Annotated in this window: 21 protein-coding genes and 1 tRNA gene; 12 read left to right on the top strand and 10 right to left on the bottom strand. The window is 70.0% G+C overall.

All coding sequences use genetic code 11. The annotated features are described in order from the left end of the window. Window positions 1-110: 110 nt before the first annotated feature. Window positions 111-181, top strand: a tRNA-Gly gene (locus APQ99_RS02250). A 108-nt stretch (window positions 182-289) separates the two neighbouring features. Next, window positions 290-682, top strand: a complete 393-nt coding sequence (locus tag APQ99_RS02245) for a hypothetical protein (RefSeq protein ID WP_010903493.1) — start codon at window positions 290-292, stop codon at window positions 680-682. A 40-nt stretch (window positions 683-722) separates the two neighbouring features. Here APQ99_RS02245 and APQ99_RS02240 read toward each other — a convergent pair whose 3' ends face one another. The 4 genes from APQ99_RS02240 to APQ99_RS02225 all read right to left on the bottom strand — a co-directional run bounded on the left by APQ99_RS02240 (window position 723) and on the right by APQ99_RS02225 (window position 2,891). Continuing rightward, window positions 723-1,436: an Nmad3 family putative nucleotide modification protein gene (locus tag APQ99_RS02240; protein WP_049892529.1), complete on the bottom strand. Its 714-nt coding sequence runs from the start codon at window positions 1,434-1,436 to the stop codon at window positions 723-725. Then, window positions 1,433-1,678: a DUF7577 domain-containing protein gene (locus tag APQ99_RS12780; RefSeq protein ID WP_010903491.1), complete on the bottom strand. Its 246-nt coding sequence runs from the start codon at window positions 1,676-1,678 to the stop codon at window positions 1,433-1,435. Before APQ99_RS12780 ends, APQ99_RS02240 begins: the two co-directional genes overlap by 4 nt. A 26-nt stretch (window positions 1,679-1,704) precedes the next feature. Continuing rightward, a complete protein-coding gene (locus APQ99_RS02230) occupies window positions 1,705-2,619 on the bottom strand; it encodes an acyltransferase (RefSeq protein ID WP_010903490.1) in 915 nt (304 codons plus the stop codon). A gap of 74 nt (window positions 2,620-2,693) precedes the next feature. Then, window positions 2,694-2,891 carry a hypothetical protein gene (locus APQ99_RS02225; RefSeq protein WP_136361517.1) on the bottom strand — a complete coding sequence of 66 codons (198 nt, stop codon included), beginning with the start codon at window positions 2,889-2,891 and terminating at the stop codon, window positions 2,694-2,696. A 67-nt stretch (window positions 2,892-2,958) separates the two neighbouring features. On the opposite strand from APQ99_RS02225, the gene APQ99_RS02220 reads away from it, so the two are divergent. Further along, window positions 2,959-4,017 (top strand): aldo/keto reductase, encoded by a 1,059-nt coding sequence (locus APQ99_RS02220; protein ID WP_010903488.1) that lies wholly within the window; start codon window positions 2,959-2,961, stop codon window positions 4,015-4,017. A gap of 37 nt (window positions 4,018-4,054) precedes the next feature. Then, entirely contained in the window at window positions 4,055-4,225 is a 171-nt protein-coding gene (locus APQ99_RS12490; RefSeq protein ID WP_157849922.1) for a hypothetical protein, read from the top strand. Window positions 4,226-4,286: 61 nt separating this feature from the next. Here the strand turns inward: APQ99_RS12490 and APQ99_RS02215 are convergent, their stop codons facing one another. Further along, on the bottom strand, window positions 4,287-5,765 hold the full coding sequence (locus APQ99_RS02215) for a heme-binding protein (RefSeq protein ID WP_010903487.1): 1,479 nt from the start codon (window positions 5,763-5,765) through the stop codon (window positions 4,287-4,289). 110 nt (window positions 5,766-5,875) lie between these two features. Between APQ99_RS02215 and APQ99_RS02210 the strand changes: the two genes are divergently transcribed. Continuing rightward, a complete protein-coding gene (locus APQ99_RS02210) occupies window positions 5,876-6,406 on the top strand; it encodes a PadR family transcriptional regulator (protein ID WP_010903486.1) in 531 nt (176 codons plus the stop codon). Here APQ99_RS02210 and APQ99_RS02205 read toward each other — a convergent pair. The 3 genes from APQ99_RS02205 to pyrH all read right to left on the bottom strand — a co-directional run bounded on the left by APQ99_RS02205 (window position 6,403) and on the right by pyrH (window position 10,661). Continuing rightward, the gene (locus APQ99_RS02205; protein ID WP_010903485.1) at window positions 6,403-8,205 is read right to left on the bottom strand and encodes a site-2 protease family protein; all 1,803 of its coding nucleotides are present in this window, start codon (window positions 8,203-8,205) and stop codon (window positions 6,403-6,405) included. The genes APQ99_RS02210 and APQ99_RS02205 overlap by 4 nt on opposite strands. Window positions 8,206-8,284: 79 nt before the next feature. Then, on the bottom strand, window positions 8,285-9,931 hold the full coding sequence (gene lysS, locus APQ99_RS02200) for a lysine--tRNA ligase (RefSeq protein WP_010903484.1): 1,647 nt from the start codon (window positions 9,929-9,931) through the stop codon (window positions 8,285-8,287). 4 nt (window positions 9,932-9,935) lie between these two features. Next, entirely contained in the window at window positions 9,936-10,661 is a 726-nt protein-coding gene (gene pyrH / locus APQ99_RS02195; protein WP_010903483.1) for a UMP kinase, read from the bottom strand. Window positions 10,662-11,043: 382 nt separating this feature from the next. On the opposite strand from pyrH, the gene APQ99_RS02190 reads away from it, so the two are divergent. Then, window positions 11,044-11,295: a DUF7123 family protein gene (locus tag APQ99_RS02190; protein WP_010903482.1), complete on the top strand. Its 252-nt coding sequence runs from the start codon at window positions 11,044-11,046 to the stop codon at window positions 11,293-11,295. 83 nt (window positions 11,296-11,378) lie between these two features. Beyond that, complete coding sequence (locus APQ99_RS02185) at window positions 11,379-12,491, top strand: site-2 protease family protein (RefSeq protein ID WP_010903481.1); 1,113 nt, start codon at window positions 11,379-11,381, stop codon at window positions 12,489-12,491. Here APQ99_RS02185 and thiL read toward each other — a convergent pair. Then, entirely contained in the window at window positions 12,488-13,354 is an 867-nt protein-coding gene (gene thiL, locus APQ99_RS02180; RefSeq protein ID WP_010903480.1) for a thiamine-phosphate kinase, read from the bottom strand. The genes APQ99_RS02185 and thiL overlap by 4 nt on opposite strands. Before the next feature lie 151 nt (window positions 13,355-13,505). Here thiL and APQ99_RS02175 point away from each other — a divergent pair, with 151 nt between their 5' ends. The 5 genes from APQ99_RS02175 (at window position 13,506) to truA (ending at window position 17,166) form a co-directional block, all read left to right on the top strand. Beyond that, window positions 13,506-13,961: a 30S ribosomal protein S19e gene (locus tag APQ99_RS02175; protein ID WP_010903479.1), complete on the top strand. Its 456-nt coding sequence runs from the start codon at window positions 13,506-13,508 to the stop codon at window positions 13,959-13,961. A 102-nt stretch (window positions 13,962-14,063) separates the two neighbouring features. Beyond that, window positions 14,064-14,417, top strand: coding sequence for a DNA-binding protein (locus APQ99_RS02170; protein ID WP_010903478.1), 354 nt, complete (start codon window positions 14,064-14,066; stop codon window positions 14,415-14,417). Between the two features lie 3 nt (window positions 14,418-14,420). After that, window positions 14,421-15,011, top strand: a complete 591-nt coding sequence (locus APQ99_RS02165; RefSeq protein WP_010903477.1) for an alpha hydrolase — start codon at window positions 14,421-14,423, stop codon at window positions 15,009-15,011. 51 nt (window positions 15,012-15,062) lie between these two features. Continuing rightward, complete coding sequence (gene hisS / locus APQ99_RS02160; protein ID WP_010903476.1) at window positions 15,063-16,361, top strand: histidine--tRNA ligase; 1,299 nt, start codon at window positions 15,063-15,065, stop codon at window positions 16,359-16,361. 4 nt (window positions 16,362-16,365) lie between these two features. After that, window positions 16,366-17,166, top strand: coding sequence for a tRNA pseudouridine(38-40) synthase TruA (gene truA / locus APQ99_RS02155; protein ID WP_010903475.1), 801 nt, complete (start codon window positions 16,366-16,368; stop codon window positions 17,164-17,166). Here truA and APQ99_RS02150 read toward each other — a convergent pair. Further along, on the bottom strand, window positions 17,163-18,488 hold the full coding sequence (locus tag APQ99_RS02150; RefSeq protein WP_010903474.1) for a M28 family metallopeptidase: 1,326 nt from the start codon (window positions 18,486-18,488) through the stop codon (window positions 17,163-17,165). The genes truA and APQ99_RS02150 overlap by 4 nt on opposite strands. Window positions 18,489-18,555 lie beyond the last annotated feature (67 nt).

Below are 18,555 nucleotides of genomic sequence, written 5' to 3'. Positions count from 1 at the left end.
GCAGTAAAATCCCCGCGGCTAGTCACTCGTCCACACGCCGGCGTCCGCCAAACGCTACGTTGAAGTGCCACCACAGTCAACGATGGATCACCGCTGTTCGAGCGCGGCGCGCGCTGGTGGTCTAGTGGTAGGACATGAGCTTCCCAAGCTCATAGCCCGGGTTCAATTCCCGGCCAGCGCATCCTTCACGCGCCCGGTTCTGCCGAGCGCCGACTGACCCCCGATAGCTGTGGCTGTGGCGGTCGCCCACGCCGGAACCCTCTTGTCGCGGGCGCTGGGACGATGCGTCATGGCACTTGACGCCAGCGCTGCCCGCGAGCACGTGTGCACCGCTCACGCCGACGTGCTCGCGGCCGTCGGGGCCGCTGCGGACGCCGTCGACGCAGCCGCCGCGTCCAGTGGCCCCCGACTCGGCGCGGCCCTGGAGTCGCGGCTCACCGACCGCGGCGTGCTTGCTTCGCTGCCCGGGGTGCTTGCCGCGGCCGTGTCGGCGGCCGGCGGCGAGCTGCCAGCGGAGCCGGTGGCAGCACCGCCGTACGTCGTCGTGACGGGCCGCGGCCCGGTGTTGCGGGCGACACTCGACGCCGGCCGGTTGGTCGTCGAACTGCGGGTGTTCGCGCTCACCGACGCGAACCGCTACGAGCGCCGCGACGGAGTGGCCGTCGAGGCGTCCGTCAGGTAGCCGCGCACGGCTGCCGTGGGGCAGCCGAGACTGGAGGCGATCACCGCACCGCGGGATACGTGTCACGCCCGATCCATTCGCGGAGGCGGCTGGCTCCGGCGGTGTCGTACCGGAGCGGGCGACGCCACCACGGCCCCCGCCCGGAGTCCGCCGACCACTCGGTGACCGCTCGGTTCGCTTCAGTGCCTTGCGCCCCGCTTAACGGGACCGCAGTGTCGTACAGCCGCGAGGCGTCGGGGTCGCCAGCGAGCAGGACCGCGGCGTCGAAGGGGTCACGGTGGCAGTGAGCGTTCCCCGCGAACGCCGCCCGCTCGTCGGCCGACAGGGCTGCGTACTCGTCGCCGGGCAGCGGGTCGCGGGCGAGCGCGAACTCGCCGATGAGGTACGCCCCCCAGTCGGCCGCCATCCAGGCGGCGGGGTCGTCGGGGGCGTCCAGCGTGGCGTAGAAGTAGACGTCGTCGCCGGCCGACAGTTCCAGCAGCGGCCGGGCTTTCAGGTCATGCGGGTCGCCGTAGGTGTACCGCTCACAGCACGGGTACTCGGCGAACGACGGATCGAGGTGCACGGGCGTATCCCGCAGGTCCGGCGGGATCGTGATCGGGAGATCGAGGTCGGCGTACGTCGGCACCGAGCCGGCGGTCGGTTCGGGCTCGGGGATAGGAACGTAGACGAACGAGCCGTCGGCTCGCAGCGGCCCGCGGAACCCCGGCTGGTTCGTGTTCGCGGCGACGTTGATCGCGACTCCTGTGGTCACGGCTGTAGTGACCGCACGCAGCGCCGACAGAAGTCGTATCCGGAGTCGTTTTCCGTGCCGCAAGCCGGACACGTCGCCGCGGTCGGGGTCGGGTCGTCGTCCGCGCGCTGGTTGGCGTCCCGGTCCGGGGGTTGTGGTGCCACCTCGGTGACACCGATGTCGCCGCGCTGGATGCGCCGCCACACCGCGATCTGGAGCACCGCAACCACGACCATCGCGAGCAGGAATGGCGCCCACTCCATGCGCCGTGCTACCACGGCCAGGCTCTTTAGCGTTCGCCCGGTGGCGAGCGGTCCCGCTGGAACTCGTCGTACACGGCGGCGTCGGCCGGCACCGCGTCGTCGAGTCGGCGCTCGGCCTGCCGGCGTTCGCCGCCCGCATCCAGGGGCGCGGCGACCGCCTCCCACCCCGGCTTCACGCGCACGCTCTCCGCCGGGCTCCCGACCGCAATGTGGTGGGCCGGCACGTCGCCCTGTACGACCGACCGGGAGCCGACGAGCGCGTTCTCCCCAACGCGGACCCCCGCCCGCACGAGCGCGCCCTGGGTCACCCGCGCGTCGGCACCGATCTCGGTGCGGTAGTTCGTCACGTCGGTCTGGTCGACCACGTCGTGGTCGTGCGTGTAGAGGTGTGCGCCGTTGCTCACGCTGGCCCGCGCCCCGACCACGAGCTCGCCGCGGTCGTCGAGGTGCACGCCGTCGTGAACGACCGCGTTGTCACCGAGTTCGATGTTGTGGCCGTAGGTCATCGTGATGCCCTTGAACAGCCGCACGTCCTCGCCGACGCCGGCGAACAGGTGGCCCGCGAGCATCCGGCGGAACGGGAGCGCGACGTCGACGTTGTCCGCCAGCGGCGTGGTGTCGAACTGCCGCCACAGCCACTGCAGGGGTTTCGAGCGCGCGAACGCCGCCTCGTCTTTCTCGGCGTAATACTCCGATTCGAGGCTGGCGTTCCGGGGGTCGAGGGTTGCCAGCCGCGCCGCCGCGGCCGGCCGGACGTCGTCGCCGTCCCGCCAGGCCTCGTAGGCGTCCCGCTCGCCGCGGAGGTCCGCGAGCGTCCCCGTGACGGCCGTGGCCAGCTCGTCGGGCGTCTCCGCGGCGGACAGCCGCTCGTCGACGCCCGACACGAACGCCCGACGAACGTCCTTGGCGTCCGCGGGCAGCGAGACGTGTCGCTTGGTCATGCCGTTCCGTGGGCCGCCAGCGGCATAGTGGTTTTCGTCCCGAAAGCTGCCGCCGCGACGGGTCTCGCTGGGAGTCAGTCGGTGGCTGACGACAGCAGCACCGCGGCGACGCCGGCGACCGCGAGCACGCTGACCAGCGACACGAGGGACTCCTCCCCGGCCGTCGTGAGTCCGAGCGAGACCACCGCGACGAGCAGTCCTACTCCCAGCACCGTCAGTCGGTCCAGCCTGCGTTGGAGGGCGTCGTCCATGCTCGTGGCTGTCGAATCCACGCGACGAAACCGTATCCCTGTCGCTGGAACCGTCGGCGCTAAGTGGCACAACACCCAACCCTGACACATGCAACATCGGGAGCTCGGTGACTCCGGCGTTGAGGTCAGTGAAGTCGGGTTCGGCGCATGGGTCGTCGGCACGGACTGGTGGGGCGACCGCGACGAGGACGACGCCCTGGAGATGGTCGAGTACGCCCTCGACCACGGCATCACGTACTTCGACACGGGCGACGTCTACGGCCACGGCCGCAGCGAGGAGCTGCTCGGGGAGGCGCTGGCCGAGCACGGCGACGAGATGACCGTCGCCACCAAGGTCGGCTACGACTTCTACAACAACCCGCAGGCCGGCCACGGCGAACTCCCCAAGGAGATGGGCGTCGACTACCTCCGGGACGCCGTCGAGAAGTCCATGGACCGCCTCGGCGTCGACCACGTCGACGTGCTGCAGTTGCACAACCCGGACGTCGACGAACTCACGCCCGATGTCCTGGATCTGCTTGACGACCTCCGCGCGGACGGCCGTGCCGACGCCATCGGCGTCGCGCTCGGCCCCTCGATCGGCTGGCTCGCCGAGGGCGATCACGCCATCGAGGCGGCCTTCGACTCCGTGCAGTACGTCGGCAACGTCCTCGAACAGGACGTCCACAACCACTTCGTCGACTCCGTCCGGGAGCGGGGCGCGGCCACGTCCCTGATCCCCCGTGTCCCGCACTCGTCGGGCCTCCTGAACGAGCAGGTCACCCCCGACACGGAACTCGGCGAGGGCGACCACCGCGGGTTCCGCCCGGAGGAGTGGTACGAGACCGGCTGGGAGAAAGTCGACGCGCTGCGCTTCCTCGAACGCGACGGCGAGCGCACCATGGGGCAGGCGGCCATCCAGTGGCTGCTGAGCTTCGACGAGGTCGCGACCGTCACGCCGACGTTCCGCTCGAAAGCAGACATCGAGGCGTGGGCGAGCGCCTCCGAGACGCCCGCGCTCAGCGACGCGGAGCGCGAGCGCGTCGCGGAGCTCTACGCGGACAACTTCGGCGTCGACCGCTTCGACGGCATGGAGAAAGAAGACTACCGCACGAGCGTCGACGGCGACGATCTCCGGGACGCAGGCATCCTCGGATCGGCCGACTGATCCCAACCTATATTCTGTGCGGGACTGAACGCCCGGTGTGCCTGACTCCACCGACCCAGCCACACCGCGGTCGCTGTCCGCCGCCGACCGGCTGGCCCTCGGTGCCCTCGTGCTCCTCTACGTGAGTGCGGGCCTGGACCTCCTGCCGGCCGGCACGGTCGCGGTCAACATGCTGTTAGTGATCGGTCTCCACCGAATCGTCTCCTGACGGCCCGCTGTCGAGTGCTCCCGCGGGTACCACCCGGACAGTGGTCGGGGTGCGCGGTTCCTTACGCGAGGAAGACGTGGCGCGGGCGGTCCGCGAGCACGTCGCGACCCCAGTCGACGGTGTCCCCGAAGTCGTCGCTGCGGAAGAACGCCATGGCGTCCTCCTGGGAGCGCCACTGGCTGGCGATGAACATGTCGTCGTCGTTCTCGACGTTCACCATCAGATCGGTGTCGAAGTGGCCGTCCATGTCCGCGAGCACGCCGGCGACGGTGTCGAACTTCTCGACGAACTCCGCGGTGTGTTCGGGCTTGGTCTCGTAGAACATGCCCATCGTGCCGAACCCGGACTCCTCGCCGGCGCGCTCGACGACCTCGGGCAGGTCGGCGAGGAAGCCGGCGGCGGTGTCGGCGGCGCTGGCGGTGTCCCAGATGGAGACCACTGCGCGCCGGTCGGCCTCGTGGCCGTCGTAGACGGCGGTTTTCACGTGCGTGTCGTAATGCTCGAAGTTCCCCCGCAGCCCCTCGACCTCCTCGAAGAGGTCGTCGGCGCCGGCTTCCGAGTACAGCACCGTCGCGTAGACGTCCTCGCCGTGGGGCTGGCCGGCGTAGATGTCCTCGTCGGCGAGTTCGCCGCGGATGCCGTCGTCGGCCTCGTCGCCGGTGCTGTGGTGGTGCTGTTCGCCGTCGTCGCCGTCGTGGTGGTCGGAGTCACCGTGGTGGTGCGTACGCTCGCCCTCACCGTGGGCGTCCGCCCCGCCCTCGGGGGCGGGCACTCTCTCGCCGGCCATGAACGCCGGCAGATCCGCGGGCGGGAACCGGCGGCCGACGAAGAAGTCGCCGAACGCGCCGTACTTCGCGGACACTTCGTCGAAGCGCATCTCATAGACGATGTCCTTGATGTCGGTGAGGTCGTCGGCGAACAGCGTTACCCCCCACTCCATGTCGTCGAGGCCCACCGAGGACGCGATGACCTGGCTGACCTTCCCGGCGTACTGCTTGCCCAGGTCGCCGTGGACGTCCATCATCTCCGCGCGCTCCTCGATGGGCAGGTCGTACCAGTTCTGCTCGGGCTGGCGGCGCTTGCTCATCGGGTAAAACGAGACGTACGTGTCGTCGGGGATCTCCGGCGTGAGCTTGCTCTCGAAGTACTGCCGGAGCCCGTCGTCGACGGAGTCGGGGTCCTCGAAGTAGTCGGGCGCGGTGTACCCCGAGATCTCGACCACGGAGACGTACGAGTGCGCGCGCTCGGTGTACTCGGCGAACGCGGTCTGCTCGAAGGCCCGCTGGATCCGATCCAGTTCGTCGAGGCTCTCCCGGAAGTGCACGAACAGCAGGTCCGCTTTCTGTCCGGTGATCGAGAACACGCCCGACTCGCCCTCGTCGGCGTCCGCAAGCGCCTCGCGGTCCGCGAGGAACGACGCCGCGTCGTCGAGGGCCGCCGTCCGATCCCGCTCCGGCGCGTCACGCCATGCATCCCAGTCCACGGTGTAGCAGTCGTGGAGCACGAACCATCCCTCGTCTGTCGGCGGAGCGTCTGCCATACATCGGCGTTCGAACCGGGCGTAGAAGGGTTTTCCCAAAGCAGCCCGCAGTGTGACGGCGGCCCACCGACCGAAACCCTTTCACTGCGACCCCCGGAAGGTGGACGCAGATGCGAAAGAGTGGGCCGCCGAAGGGGCTCGTCTCCTACCTGGTGTTGGAGTTGCTTGACGAACAACCCCGGTACGGCTACGAGATCCTCAAGGAGATCGAATCCCTCTCCGGGGGCCACTGGGAGCCGTCCTACGGGTCGGTCTACCCCATCCTCTACAAGTTCGAGGAGAACGGGTACGCCGAACGCCTCGACGTCGAGGACGAACCCGACCGGAAATACTTCGAGTTGACCGACGCCGGCCGCGAGGAACTCGCCGCGAAACGCGAGGAAGTCGGCACGGCGGGCACGGACCTCTTCGATGTCATCCTGGGGTTCTATCACATGTTCGCGGTGCTCGGCACCGACGACCGCTTCGACGTCGAAAACCCACCGGAAGGCACCGGGTGGCGCTTTGACGAGGCGTTCTCGGCGTGGATCGTCGAACAGGTGGTGCGCCACCACGAACACTACTTCTCGGAGTTCGAGCGCGTCCCCGACACCCCCGCGGAGTTCGCCGACCGCATGGGCATCGAGGGCCCCGACGACTAGGACAGCAGCTCCGGCCCGAACAGCATCAACAACAGGCTGCACAGCATCAGCAACCCGATCCCGGTCGTGATCGCGCGCGTCGCCGTCTCCGGCCTCTCGAAGGGCAGTCGCACCGTCACCGCCTCCGCGGCCGACCGCAGCAGGTGGCCGCCGTCAAGCGGGAACGCCGGGATGCAGTTGAACAGCGCGAGGTTGAGGTTCACCCAGCCGGTCCACAGCAACACGTTCGCCGCGCCGAACGTCACCCAGTCCGGGAACACGCCCAGCACGCCGGTGACGTGATAGAAGCTCGCGTTCATCCCCGCGATCCCCGCGAAGTTGAACCCGAGGGTCGGATCCACGAGCCCGATCAGCGGCAGGTACAGCGCGATCACGACCGCCTGCAGGAAGCCCGTGATGGGGTCGTCTGCGCCGCCGAACAGCGTGCTGAGGTACGCCGACCCGGACGTCTCCCCGGAGAGCAGTCCGCGGTAGGTGTCGGCCGGATACAGTGTCGCCCCGAAGCCGTCGACGGCCACCCCGCTGACGCCGCGTGCGGGCGCGATCCCCATGTAGCTGGAGCCGTCGGACTGCTCGCCCAGCGTGATCTCGGTGGTGGTCCGACTCCCGTTGACGTACGCCCCGACGCTGATCGTGTCACCGGGGTCGCGGGCGTCGAGCTCGCCGCTGAGCGCGTCGTACGTGGGCACCCGTGTTCCGTTGACCGAAACCACGACCGCGTTGGTGCCCGCCGACAGGCCGTCCGTGGCGGCCGGCGCGTCGGGGATCGTCGTCACGAGCGCGCCCGCCGGCCCGGTCGCGGTCGCCGCGCCGTCGTTCAGTTCGAACGCCGCAACCTCGCGGTCGGCGAGCGCCGCCCGCAGCTCCGATTCGGTGCTGACCGTCGTGCCGTTGACGGCCGTGATGGTGTCGTTCGTGGTGATCGACAGCGGCGAGTTCGACGCGTTCGCGACCACCGACAGCTGCCGCTCGACGCGCACCGTCTCGTTGCTGGCGAGGGTCACTGGCACCGTGGGGTCGTCGTACTCGTCGAGGGCCTGCCTGAACGCCGTGTTGTTCGCCACCGGCGCGCCACCCACCGCGGTGATGCGGTCCCCCCCGGAGAACCCGGCGGCGGCGGCCGCCGTCCCGTCGTGGACCTCCCCGACGAGGCCGCCGTCCGAAACCGCGACCGCGCCCGCAACCGGCCCGAACAGCAACGCCAGCGTCACCACCACAACGAGAAAGTTGTTCGTGACGCCGGCAGCGAACATCCGGGACTTCGACCCGCGGTCGGCGTCCGCCTGGCTGTCCTGGTCCGGTTCGACGAACGCGCCCACGGGCAACACCGCCAGCAGCGCCACGCCCATGGACTCGACGTCGATGCCCTCGACGCGACACATCAGCCCGTGGCCGAACTCGTGGATGACGATCCCGATGAACAGCCCGGCGATGATCTCCGGCGCAACCGACAACGGCAGGAAGTCGTTGACCCCCGGGATCACCAGCACGTTCGACGGCTGGCTGATGCTCGTTGGCTCCGGCGGATTCAGCAGCGTCGTGATGGCCACCAGGACGAGCGCGATCAGCACGCCGACCAGCACGACCGACGCCAGCCCCAACCCGAAGTTCCCCCACGCGCGCCACAGCCGCTTGGGGGTCGCCATCCAGTCGAGAAACCGCTTCCCGCGCTTCGTGTGGAGGGTCGTTATCGGGCCGCTGGTGTGCACGAACGACGGCAGCAGGCCGCGGCTCTGCGCCCACGACACCGCCGCCCAGTACGCGAGCAGCCCGACCAACAGCAGCTGCCAGGTTTCCATTGTCCGTTGCTTCGGGGGTCTAGGTCAAAAGGAGTTCGGGGATGGATCGCCCGCTCCACCGCCGTCCACGGGGCGGCGTTCAGCCCTCGCGGCGGAGCCGCGTGACCACGAACTCGCGATCGAGCTTCGCGAGGAACGGCCCCAGCTTCGGCCCCTGGTCCTCGTCGAAGAACAGCCGGTAGCCCGCCGCGAAGAACGCGCCGATGTCGATGTCGTGGCGCTTGGCGGCCTCGTAGATCTCGCCCTGCAGCGCCTCCCCGTCGGGGTCCTCGTCGTCGAGGAACGCCGCCAACTCGTCCAGGGCTGCCGCCGTGGCGTCGTCGAAGTCGTGTGCGGGGATCTCGGCGCGCGCGAGCCGGTAGTTGAACTCGTTGTTCGTGCGGCGCGCCCACTCTCGGGCGCGCTCAACGCGCGTGAGCGCGTCCGCGACGGTGTCGGCGTCAGCGTCCGCGGGAATGTGGCCCTCGCGGCGCGCGATCTCCTCGCGCAGGGCGGAGTCCTCGGTCATCCCCAGCACCGCCGCGAACGTGAACGGGATGCGCACGCGATCCGCGTCGATGTCGTCGACGAGCAGCGGGTACACGCGGGCGGCGCGCTCGCGTTCGTCCTCGCTGGCGTCGGCCGCCTCGCCGAAGTACACGCGCTCCATGCGATCGAACTCGTCGACGAGCTGGTCGAGGTGCTCGATGGAGAAGTCCCGCGCGCGGCGGGGGTCCTTGCTGAAGAAATACCGCACCACCGGCAGCTCCAGCAACGCGAGCACGTCCTGGACGAGGATGACGTGGCCGGCCGACGAGCTGAACGGCTCCCCGTCGAGCGTGAACCACTCGTACACCATCGGGGTCGGTGGCTCGTCGCCGAGCACGTTCCGGGAGATGTCCGTCCCGGAGGGCCACGACCCTTCGGCGTGGTCTTTCCCGAACGGCTCGTAGTCCACACCCAGCGTGCGCCACTGCGCCGGCCACTCGAAGCGCCACGGCAGCTTCCCCTCGCGGAGGGTCGCCGTGCCCTCGTGACCACACCCCTCGATGGTCTGGTCGCCGGCGTCCATGTCGGTGCAGACGTACTCGACGGTGCCGGCGTCGGCGTCGACGTCGGTGACCGTCTCGGTCACCTTCCCGCACGCCTCACAGATGGGATTGAACGGCACGTACTCCTCGTCGACTTTGTCCTGGTATTCACCCAGCACGTCGCGGGCCGCCGTGACGTGCTCCAGGAGGTACCGCGTGACTTCCTCGAACCCGCCGTTGGCGTAGGTCTCCGTGTTCGAGACCATCTCGACGTCCACGCCCAGGCGGTCCGCCGAGGACTGAATGAGGTTCGAGAAGTGCGCGCCGTAGGAGTCACAGCACCCGAAGGGGTCGGGGATCTCGGTGTAGGGCGCGCCGAGGTTCTGCCCGAGCGCGCCCGCGTTCACGTCCCCGAGAGCAACGACCTCCCCGTCCAGGTCGGCGAGCTTCCGGGGCAGCCCCCGCAGCGGGTCGCGGTCGTCGCTGGTGAACACCTGGCGTACCTCGTGGCCGCGCTCGCGCAACACCGCCGCCACGAAATACCCGCGCATGATCTCGTTCATGTTGCCGAGGTGTGGCACGCCGGACGGCGAGATCCCGCCCTTGATCACGATCGGTTCCTCGGGGTCGCCGTCGAGCACGCGGTCGGCGGCGGCGTCAGCCCAGAACAGGCGACCGCTGCCGTCGTCTGCGTACGGGTCGTCGTCAGGATGCATGGTCTTACTCCTGGTTGTCGGCCCAGTACGTCATCTGGTTGTCGGTGCCGTCGGGGATCACGTCGGTGCCGTCGTGCTCGCCGAAGCGCACCGCGTCCACGATGCGGCGGGGGTCGGTCCCGTCGAGCACGATGGTGCGGACGCCGGAGCGCTCGATGAGCTTCGCCGCCAGCAAGTCCACGGGTGCCGACGATCCGGCGTTCATCTCGATGTCAGCGATGATGTCCACGAGCTCGCCCGCCGTCATCCGCGTGAAGTGCTCGGCGTCGGCGTCCTCGTTGGGGTCCGCGGAGAACACGCCGGGCACACTGGTCGCGTACAACAGCAGGTCGGCGTCGGTGTACTCCGCGAGCGCGGCGCTCACGGCGTCGGTCGTCTGCCCGGCGACCACGCCCCCCATCACCGCGATGTCGCCGCGCCGCATCGCCTCCCCGGCGTCCTCGTAGTCTTCGGCCGGGCTGGGCGCTGCGTCACCGCCCAACGCGGCGATGAGCAGCCGGGCGTTGAGCCGCGTCACGTCGACGCCGATGTCGTCGAGCTCGATCTCGTTGGCGCCGAGCTCGCGCGCTGTTCCGATGTAGTCCCGTGCGACGCCGCCGCCACCGACCACGGCCCCGACCTCACAGCCGGCGTCGGTCAACTCGTTGATGGCGTCGGCGTGGGCGTCGACTTGGTCGGCGTCCAAGCCGGGCGCGAGCACGCTGCCGCCGATAGAAACCACCACTCGCATACTACAGCCCGGTAGCCCGGTGGCGTGCTTAAGGGTTGTCAACTGATCGCGCGTGCAGCCGTTAGACGGCCGGAAGAAACACTCCTGCGACGTTCGGGACCGTCTAGCTCCGGTGCGCGCGCGCCACGACTGCCGGCACTGTCACCTCCCGATCGTCTGACGTGTCGATGACAGCCCCCGCTGTCACCCGGCCCATGAGATGCTGTCGTCTCCCACCCAAAATAAACTCTGAAACACGAGTATAAACTGTCTGATTGGTTCTAAGCACGTTATAAACTGTACGCAACCCCTCAGTTCACGGGGTGAAACGGCCGAAATCAGCCCGAACGTTCCTTCTGTTATAACCCATCCTGGGCGGTACACGAAAGCGAGGCCAGACACCATGAGCGCACCCAACTCCCCCTCCAGTGAGGCCGAGTCGCAGGACAAGGAAACGCGCCTGAAGTCCTACCTCCGCGAGAAGGCCGACGACGGCGAGCTCTACTTCAAGAGCAAGTTCATCGCCGACGATGTCGATCTCTCCCCCAAGGAGATCGGCGCTCTGATGGTGAAACTCTCGAAGTCCGCCACCGACATCACCGTCGAGAAGTGGTCGTACACCAGCGCCACCACGTGGCGCGTCCAGCCCGCATAACACCCTTCCCCCGCCACTGCGTCCCCGTTCTCGCCGTGCAACACCCATAGTGGTTAAGCGGCTGTAGCCGCTACCACGCTTCAATGCCGCCTGAATCGCCAGCGGACGCGCCCTCTCCGGCCGCCTTCGGCGACCGCTTCGACGTGTACGACGTCCAACACCGGGACGGCGAACTCCTCTACTTCGGGCAGCCCGGTGCCGACCGAGCCACGATCGAGCGCGAACTCTGGCCGCTGTTCCGCGAGCACGGCTACGACGTCAGGCTCACCGACCGCACCGGCGAGCGCGTGCTCGTCGCCACGCCAGCCGACGCCGCTGACACCGACACCGGGGTGCCGTGGACGAACGTCGCGCTGTTCCTGGCAACGCTCGCCTCGACGCTGTTCGTGGGCGCGAACTGGTATTACGTCGACCCGTTCTCGCCCGCCGTCGTGCGCGCGATCCCGTTCACGCTCGCGGTCATGGGCGTGCTGGGCACCCACGAGCTCGGCCACTACGTGATGAGCAAACACCACGACGTCGACGCGACGCTGCCGTACTTCATCCCGTTCCCGTCGCTGTTCGGCACGATGGGCGCGGTCATCCGGATGCGCGGCCGAATGCCCAGCCGCAACGCCCTCTTCGACATCGGCGCAGCCGGGCCGCTGGCGGGTCTCGTCGCTGCCGTCGTCGTTTCCGTGATCGGGCTCGTGTTGCCGCCAGTGACCGTGCCCCCGGGGGTCGCGAACTCGGCCAGCGCCGTTCACGTGGACTTCGGCTACCCGCTGTTGTTGCGCGGGATCGCGGCCGTGCTCGGCGAGCAGTTCGCGTACGCGGACCCACGCACAGCCGTCAACCCCGTCGTGATGGGCGGCTGGATCGGCATGTTCGTCACGTTCCTGAACCTGCTGCCGGTCGGCCAGCTCGACGGCGGGCACATCCTCCGGTCGCTGGTCGGCGAGACCGCCGGTCGCTTCGCGCCGCTCGTGCCGACCGCGTTGCTCTCGCTGGGGGCCTACCTCTGGATCGTTCGAGACGCCGGGAACGCCGCCGGCATCTGGCTGCTGTGGGGTGTTCTGGCGTCGGTGGTGTCGCTGTCCGGCACCGTCACGCCGGTCGACGACCGGCCACTCGACCGCCGGCGCGTCGCGCTGGGCGTGGTGACGTTCGTCCTCGGCGCGCTGTGTTTCATGCCGGTCCCCATCCAACTCGGCTAATGCGTCCAGCCGTCGTCGGCCAGCGCGTCGCCGTCGAGGCGCACGCCGTCGGCCGCCGCGGTGACGCGCCCGACGACCGACAGCGATCCGGGGACCGCCGCCCGCGCCGCTTCCACGCGCTCGGGCGGCACGGCCGCCACCAACTCGAAGTCCCCGCCGAAGGACACCGCGCGCTCGACGGGGTCGGCGGTCACCTCCGCGAGCGCGTCCGCCACCGGGAGGCGGCCGCTGTCGACCGCCATCCCGCAGTCGCTGGCCGCCGCGAGCTGGTGTAACGACCGCGCCAGCCCGTCGCTTGCGTCCATCATCGCGGTCGCGTGCGCGCCGAGTACCCGCCCGGCGGCCACCCGGGGCATGAACTGAAACAGGTCGTTGGCGCGCTCGGTGTCGCCGGCGTCGAACAGCGCCATCGCGGCCGCGCTGCGCCCCAGCGACCCGGTCACGACCACGCTGTCACCCGGCCGGGCACCGCTGCGCGTGACGCGGTGGTCGGCGTCACCGATCGCCGCCGTCGCCACCGTGAACTCGCTGTGCCCGTCCAGGTCGCCGCCCACGTACTCCGCGCCGACGGCCGTACAGACGTCGCGTGCGCCGGTCACGAACGCGGCCAGCTCGTCGTCGTCGAAGCCCGGCGCGCCGTAGGCGGCCACTGCGGCGGTCGCGGTCGCGCCCGTCGCGGCGACGTCCGACAGCGACGCGCCGACCGACCGCCAGCCCGCGGTGTACCTGGTGGTGCCCGACGGGAAGTCCGTCGCGTCGTGGAGCATGTCGATCGTGAGGGCGGTGTCACCGACGACTGCGGCGTCGTCGCCGGCGCGTGAGACGAGCCCGCCGACAAGCTCCAGGGCCGCACGCTCATCCATACCACGCGGTTGGCAACCACCGGTGATAAGCCCCCGGAAAGCCGCCACGGCACCCGGCCGCTGCCGCCGGGGGGGCGGTCACGCACGCCGGTGTGGCCGCCTCGCGCCGCCTAACGATGCCTTTAAACGAATCAGGGACGACGTGCCTGCAATGGCAACTCTCTACGACGCCCCCGTGGACGAGCTCATCGACGAGCTCGCCGCGGACCTCGAAACGCGACTCGACGAGCCGGACTGGGCGAACTACGCGAAGACGGGCGCGGGCCGCGAGCTTCCCCCCGAGCAGTCTGACTTCTGGGCGACCCGCGCGGCCAGCCTCCTGCGGAAGGTCGCCATCGACGGCCCGATCGGTGTCAAGCGCCTCTCGGAGGCCTACGGCTCCACGACCTCGGGCTCGAACCGCTACGTCGTCGCGCCGTCGACGACGACCGCCGGCTCCCGGAACATCGTGCGCACGATCCTCCAGCAACTCGAAGCCGAGGGCCTCGTCGAGCAACAACACGACCACGGCCGCGTCGTCACCGGTGACGGCCGCAGCCTCCTCGACGAGACCGCCGGCGACGTGATCGAATCCCTCGATCGCCCGGAGCTCGAACGCTACGCGTAACGCTCGCCGACGCGACGCCGCCACTTCTCGTTCGGGTAGCGCCGGCAGCAGTCGACGCTGTGCACAACAATTAACACGACTCGCGGCCAACTGTCATCCAGTATGAGTGGGAACCCTGACGACGACCGACTAGAGGAGCTTCGCCAGCGAAAGAAAGAGCAGCTCAAGCAACAACAGCAGGGCGGCGACGCGGAGCGTGAGGCCCAACAGCAGCAGGCCCAGCAGGCCGAACAGCAAAAGCAGGCGATGCTCAAGCAGAACCTCACCGACGGCGCGCGCAAGCGCCTGAACACGATCCGCATGAGCAAGCCGGAGTTCGCCGAGCAGGCCGAACAGCAGGTCCTCGCACTGGCCCAGTCCGGACGCGTGCAGGGCCGCATCGACGAGGATCAGATGAAAGAGATCCTCCGCGAACTCAAGCCCGACTCCCAGAGCTTCAACATCAATCGCCGATAAGCGATGGAACTGGGCCTGCTTTACAGCGGCGGGAAAGACTCCACGCTGGCCGCCCTCGTTCTCGATCGGTTCTACGACATCACGCTCGTCACCGTGCATTTCGGCATCACCGACGAGCACGCCCACGCCCGCGCTGCGGCGGCTGAGACCGACTTCGACTTCGAGGCACTGCAGTTGGACCGCGGGGTCGCCGACGACGCGGTGGCGCTGATGGTCGAGGACGGCTATCCGCGAAACGGCATCCAGCACGTCCACGAGCACGCCCTGGAGGCGGTCGCGGAGCGCTTCGACGCGGTCGCGGACGGCACGCGCCGGGACGACCGCGTGCCGACGGTGTCGCGGGCGCACGCCCAGAGCCTCGAAGACCGCCACGGCGTGGATTACGTCTCCCCGCTGTCGGGGTTCGGACGCGGCGCGATCGACCGACTGGTGGCCGCCGAACTCGACGTCGAAACCGGCCCGAGCGAGGAGATCCCGCGCGCGGACTACGAGGCGGAGCTGCGGGCGTTGCTGGCGGCCGACCGCGACGACACCGCGATCAGCGACGTGTTCCCCGAGCACGACCAGACGTACGTGCACGGGCTCCGCAACTAGGGTGGGCGTCGAACGGAAGCTTTGAAGCGCCGGACGCGACAACCGCACTCCATGTACGACCGACTCAAGGGGTTTCGTGACTTCTACCCCGCGGAGATGGGGCCGCGGCGCGCGGCGATCGACGCGATCGAGGACGCCGCCGCCAGCTACGGGTTCCGTGAGGTTGGCACGCCCGCCATGGAGCGCACCGAGATGTACGTCGACAAGTCCGGCGCGGAAATCGTCGACGAGCTGTACTCGTTCACCGACCAGGGCGGGCGGGACGTGGCGCTCACCCCGGAGCTGACGCCGACCGTCGCGCGCATGGTGGTGGCCAAACAGCAGGCCCTCTCGAAGCCGATCAAGTGGTACTCCTCGCGGCCGTTCTGGCGCTACGAGGAGCCCCAGCAGGGGCGGTTCCGGGAGTTCTACCAGACCAACCTCGACATCTTCGGCACGAGCGATCCGCGCGCCGACGCCGAGGTGCTCGCGGTCGCCGCCGACGGTCTCACGTCGCTCGGGCTCACGGGCGCGGACTTCGAGTTCCGGGTGAGCCACCGGGACATCCTCGGCGGCCTGCTGGCCGCGTTCGACGCCACGGTGGACACCGAGGCGGCGATCCGCACCGTCGACAAACGCGAGAAAATCGAGCGCGCGGCGTACCTCGATGACCTGGCGGCGGCGGGGCTGTCATACGATCAGGCCGAGCAATTCGACGACCTCCTGGACGGCGACGACCTCGACGCGCTCGTGTCGTTCGCGGGCACCGACCGGGTCCGGGACGCGGTCGCGAACCTCCGGAACGTCCTCGATGCGGCCGAAACCCTCGGCGTCCGCCAGTACTGCGACGTGTCGCTGACGACCGCCCGCGGCCTGGATTACTACACGGGCGTGGTGTTCGAGTGCTTCGACTCCACGGGCGACGTCGGGCGCGCGGTGTTCGGCGGCGGCCGGTACGACGACCTCATCGAGCGCTTCGGCGGGCAGCCCACGCCGGCGGTCGGCGTCGCGCCCGGCCACGCCACCCTCAACCTCCTGTTGGAGAACGCCGGCGTGCTCCCCGACGACGAGTTCACGCCCGACTACTACGTGCTCCAGGTCGGGGACACCGACGCCGAAGCCGCCGACGTCGCGAGCGCGCTGCGCGAGCGCGGCAACCGCGTCGACACCGACATCACCGGGCGCAGCTTCGGCGCGCAGATGAACTACGCCGACAACGTCGGCGCGGACACCGTCGTGATCGTCGGCGAGCAGGACCTCGCTGACGGCAACGTCACCATCAAGAACATGGCGTCCGGCGAGCAGACGACCGCCCCGATCGCGGCGTTCCCCGGCGCGCACGACGCGCCGCGGGTCGAGGACTTCGCGTAACCGGATGCCGCGTCGCGCGTTCCGGGTCGCCTACGACGGCCGCCCATACCACGGCTTCCAGCGCCAGCCCGACGTCTCCACGGTGGCCGGCGAGCTGTTCGGCGCGCTGCGCCGCCTGGACGTCTTCGACGGCGCGAAACCGCCGGGGTACGCCGCCGCCGGGCGGACGGACGCCGGCGTGTCCGCGCGCGCCCAGACGGTCGCCTTCGACGCGCCGGCGTGGCTGACCCCCGACGCGTTCACCGGCGCGCTCCCGGACCCCATCCAGGTGTGGGCGCACGCCGACGCGCCGCCGGAGTTCCACGCCACCCACGACGCGGTCGCGCGCACCTACGTTTACTACTGGTACGCCCCCGACAGTCGGGCCACCGACGATCGCGCCGCCGGGGCGCTCGACCGGCTCACCGGGACACACGACTTCCACAACCTCACCCCCAACACCACCAACACCGTCCGCGAGTTGGACGCCACCCTGGACCGCGACGGGGCGTTTCGCGTCATCACCGTCCGGGCCGGCGGGTTCTGTCGGGAGCTCGTTCGCCGCGTCGTCTCGCTCGTCCAGCTCGTCACCGAGACCGGTGACACCGACCGGATCGACACCGTGCTGGGCGACGAGCCGGTTGCCGGCCCGGACGGCGTGCCGCCCGCGGACCCACACCCCCTGGTGCTTCACGCCGTCGCCTACGACGGCCTCTCGTTCACCGTCGACGAGGACGCCGCCGAGCGCGCGCGAACCACGTTCCGCGCAGCCCGCGCGGACCACCACGAGCGCGCCCGCGTCGCCGGCCACCTCGCCTCGATCTAGTCCCAGGCGGCCGGCCAGACGTCCGCGGCCACCATCCCCGACCGCATGCCCGCATCGACGAGGCGCTGGCGGAGCGTTGCCTGGCTGGCACGGGGGATGGTCGTGTCCTCGCGCGCGAGTTCGCGGACGAGCAGCGCGGCGAGCATGCCGTGCTCGCGCAGCGTCCGCGCGTCGACTTTGTCACGGGTGTCGGCCTGCGTGTGTCCCCAGCCGCGGCCGCGCTCGGGGGTGACCGAATGCAACTGCACCGCGGGGACGCCCGCCCGGAGGAACGGCCAGTGGTCGCTGTACGGGTGCAGCGTGTCGACCACGTCGATCGGGTGCCCGGCCGCGTCCTCGACCGCCGCCAGCACGTCCGCGAACGCGGGGGTGGCGTGCAGGAACGCCCGCAGCGTCCGATACCGGCCCGCCCCGTCGAGGTTCACCACCGCGCGCACGGCGTCGGTGTCGAGGCTGTCCGCGAGCGCGCTCGCGCCCACGAGCCCGACTTCCTCCCCGCTGACCGTGCCCAGCCGCACGCGCGTCTCCAGGACGGACTCCATCGCGGCCAGCACGCGCGCGGCCGCCACCAGTGTGGCCACGCCACAGCCGTTGTCGAGTGCGCCCTCGCCGATGTCGTGGGCGTCGTGGTGCGCGATCACGACCACCTCCGTGGGCGTGTCCGGCCCGAGCACGCCGTGCGTGTTGACGCCCGTCCCTGGCTCGGTGTGCGCGTCGACGGTCAGCTCGGCCGCCCCGCCCCGCTCGGCGTACGCCTCCAGCCACGACCCCACCTCCCCGGAGACGCTGGCGGCGGGGCGCTCGCCCACGCGGCCACCGCGGAGCGCACCCGTTTGGGGGAGTTGGCCGTCGCGCTGGTTGTGGAACACGAACCCCGCTGCCCCGCCCGCCACCGCCCGGCCGTACTTCTCCATGCGGTGGACGCGCTCGCCTCCCGGCGGGCTGCCCGTCGACGCCACCACGACCGCGCCCTCGACGTCGACCCCGTCGAAACCGGCCGGCGCGCCGTATCCCGCCGAGACCAGTCGCCCGGTCGCCGTGCCGGCGGGCGCATACGGCAACGCGATGGCGTCGAACGCCCGCTCGTCGGGCGCGGTCACGCGCAGCGCGCAGTCCCCGCGCGTCCACACCGGGAGGGGGAACGGCTCGGTGGTCGCGTCACGAACCCCGGCCTCGCCCAGCGCGTCCACGACGTGTTCGGCGGCCCGGCGGTCGCCGGCGTGGCCCGCCATCCGGGAGTCGAGCGCCGTGAGCGCCGTGAGCACGTCCCACGGCGTGTCATCGGTCCATGCCTGTCCGAGCGCCCGCGGCACAGCGTCCATGCCGCCCGCTACGTCGGGCACCGGGTTAATTTCGGGGGCCGTCGCCGGCAATCACCCGGTTGTTTGC

Origin of the sequence: Halobacterium salinarum DSM 3754, from assembly GCF_008124605.1 — an archaeon.
Classification (GTDB): domain Archaea; phylum Halobacteriota; class Halobacteria; order Halobacteriales; family Halobacteriaceae; genus Halobacterium; species Halobacterium salinarum.
The sequence above is the reverse complement of the archived record's forward strand: the minus strand, read 5'-3'. Positions and strand labels throughout refer to the sequence as shown.

Bases quoted from the DNA above. Each gene is read 5' to 3' on its own strand.
- hisS (WP_010903476.1), top strand. From the start codon at position 15,063: ATGTACGACCGACTCAAGGGGTTTCGTGACTTCTACCCCGCGGAGATG.
- APQ99_RS02190 (WP_010903482.1), top strand. From the start codon at position 11,044: ATGAGCGCACCCAACTCCCCCTCCAGTGAGGCCGAGTCGCAGGACAAG.
- APQ99_RS02210 (WP_010903486.1), top strand. From the start codon at position 5,876: ATGCGAAAGAGTGGGCCGCCGAAGGGGCTCGTCTCCTACCTGGTGTTG.
- APQ99_RS02205 (WP_010903485.1), bottom strand. From the start codon at position 8,205: ATGGAAACCTGGCAGCTGCTGTTGGTCGGGCTGCTCGCGTACTGGGCG.
- APQ99_RS02245 (WP_010903493.1), top strand. From the start codon at position 290: ATGGCACTTGACGCCAGCGCTGCCCGCGAGCACGTGTGCACCGCTCAC.
- APQ99_RS02165 (WP_010903477.1), top strand. From the start codon at position 14,421: ATGGAACTGGGCCTGCTTTACAGCGGCGGGAAAGACTCCACGCTGGCC.
- pyrH (WP_010903483.1), bottom strand. From the start codon at position 10,661: ATGCGAGTGGTGGTTTCTATCGGCGGCAGCGTGCTCGCGCCCGGCTTG.
- APQ99_RS02220 (WP_010903488.1), top strand. From the start codon at position 2,959: ATGCAACATCGGGAGCTCGGTGACTCCGGCGTTGAGGTCAGTGAAGTC.
- APQ99_RS02215 (WP_010903487.1), bottom strand. From the start codon at position 5,765: ATGGCAGACGCTCCGCCGACAGACGAGGGATGGTTCGTGCTCCACGAC.
- APQ99_RS02175 (WP_010903479.1), top strand. From the start codon at position 13,506: ATGGCAACTCTCTACGACGCCCCCGTGGACGAGCTCATCGACGAGCTC.
- APQ99_RS12780 (WP_010903491.1), bottom strand. From the start codon at position 1,678: ATGGAGTGGGCGCCATTCCTGCTCGCGATGGTCGTGGTTGCGGTGCTC.
- APQ99_RS02230 (WP_010903490.1), bottom strand. From the start codon at position 2,619: ATGACCAAGCGACACGTCTCGCTGCCCGCGGACGCCAAGGACGTTCGT.
- APQ99_RS02185 (WP_010903481.1), top strand. From the start codon at position 11,379: ATGCCGCCTGAATCGCCAGCGGACGCGCCCTCTCCGGCCGCCTTCGGC.
- APQ99_RS02150 (WP_010903474.1), bottom strand. From the start codon at position 18,488: ATGGACGCTGTGCCGCGGGCGCTCGGACAGGCATGGACCGATGACACG.
- truA (WP_010903475.1), top strand. From the start codon at position 16,366: ATGCCGCGTCGCGCGTTCCGGGTCGCCTACGACGGCCGCCCATACCAC.
- thiL (WP_010903480.1), bottom strand. From the start codon at position 13,354: ATGGATGAGCGTGCGGCCCTGGAGCTTGTCGGCGGGCTCGTCTCACGC.
- APQ99_RS02170 (WP_010903478.1), top strand. From the start codon at position 14,064: ATGAGTGGGAACCCTGACGACGACCGACTAGAGGAGCTTCGCCAGCGA.
- lysS (WP_010903484.1), bottom strand. From the start codon at position 9,931: ATGCATCCTGACGACGACCCGTACGCAGACGACGGCAGCGGTCGCCTG.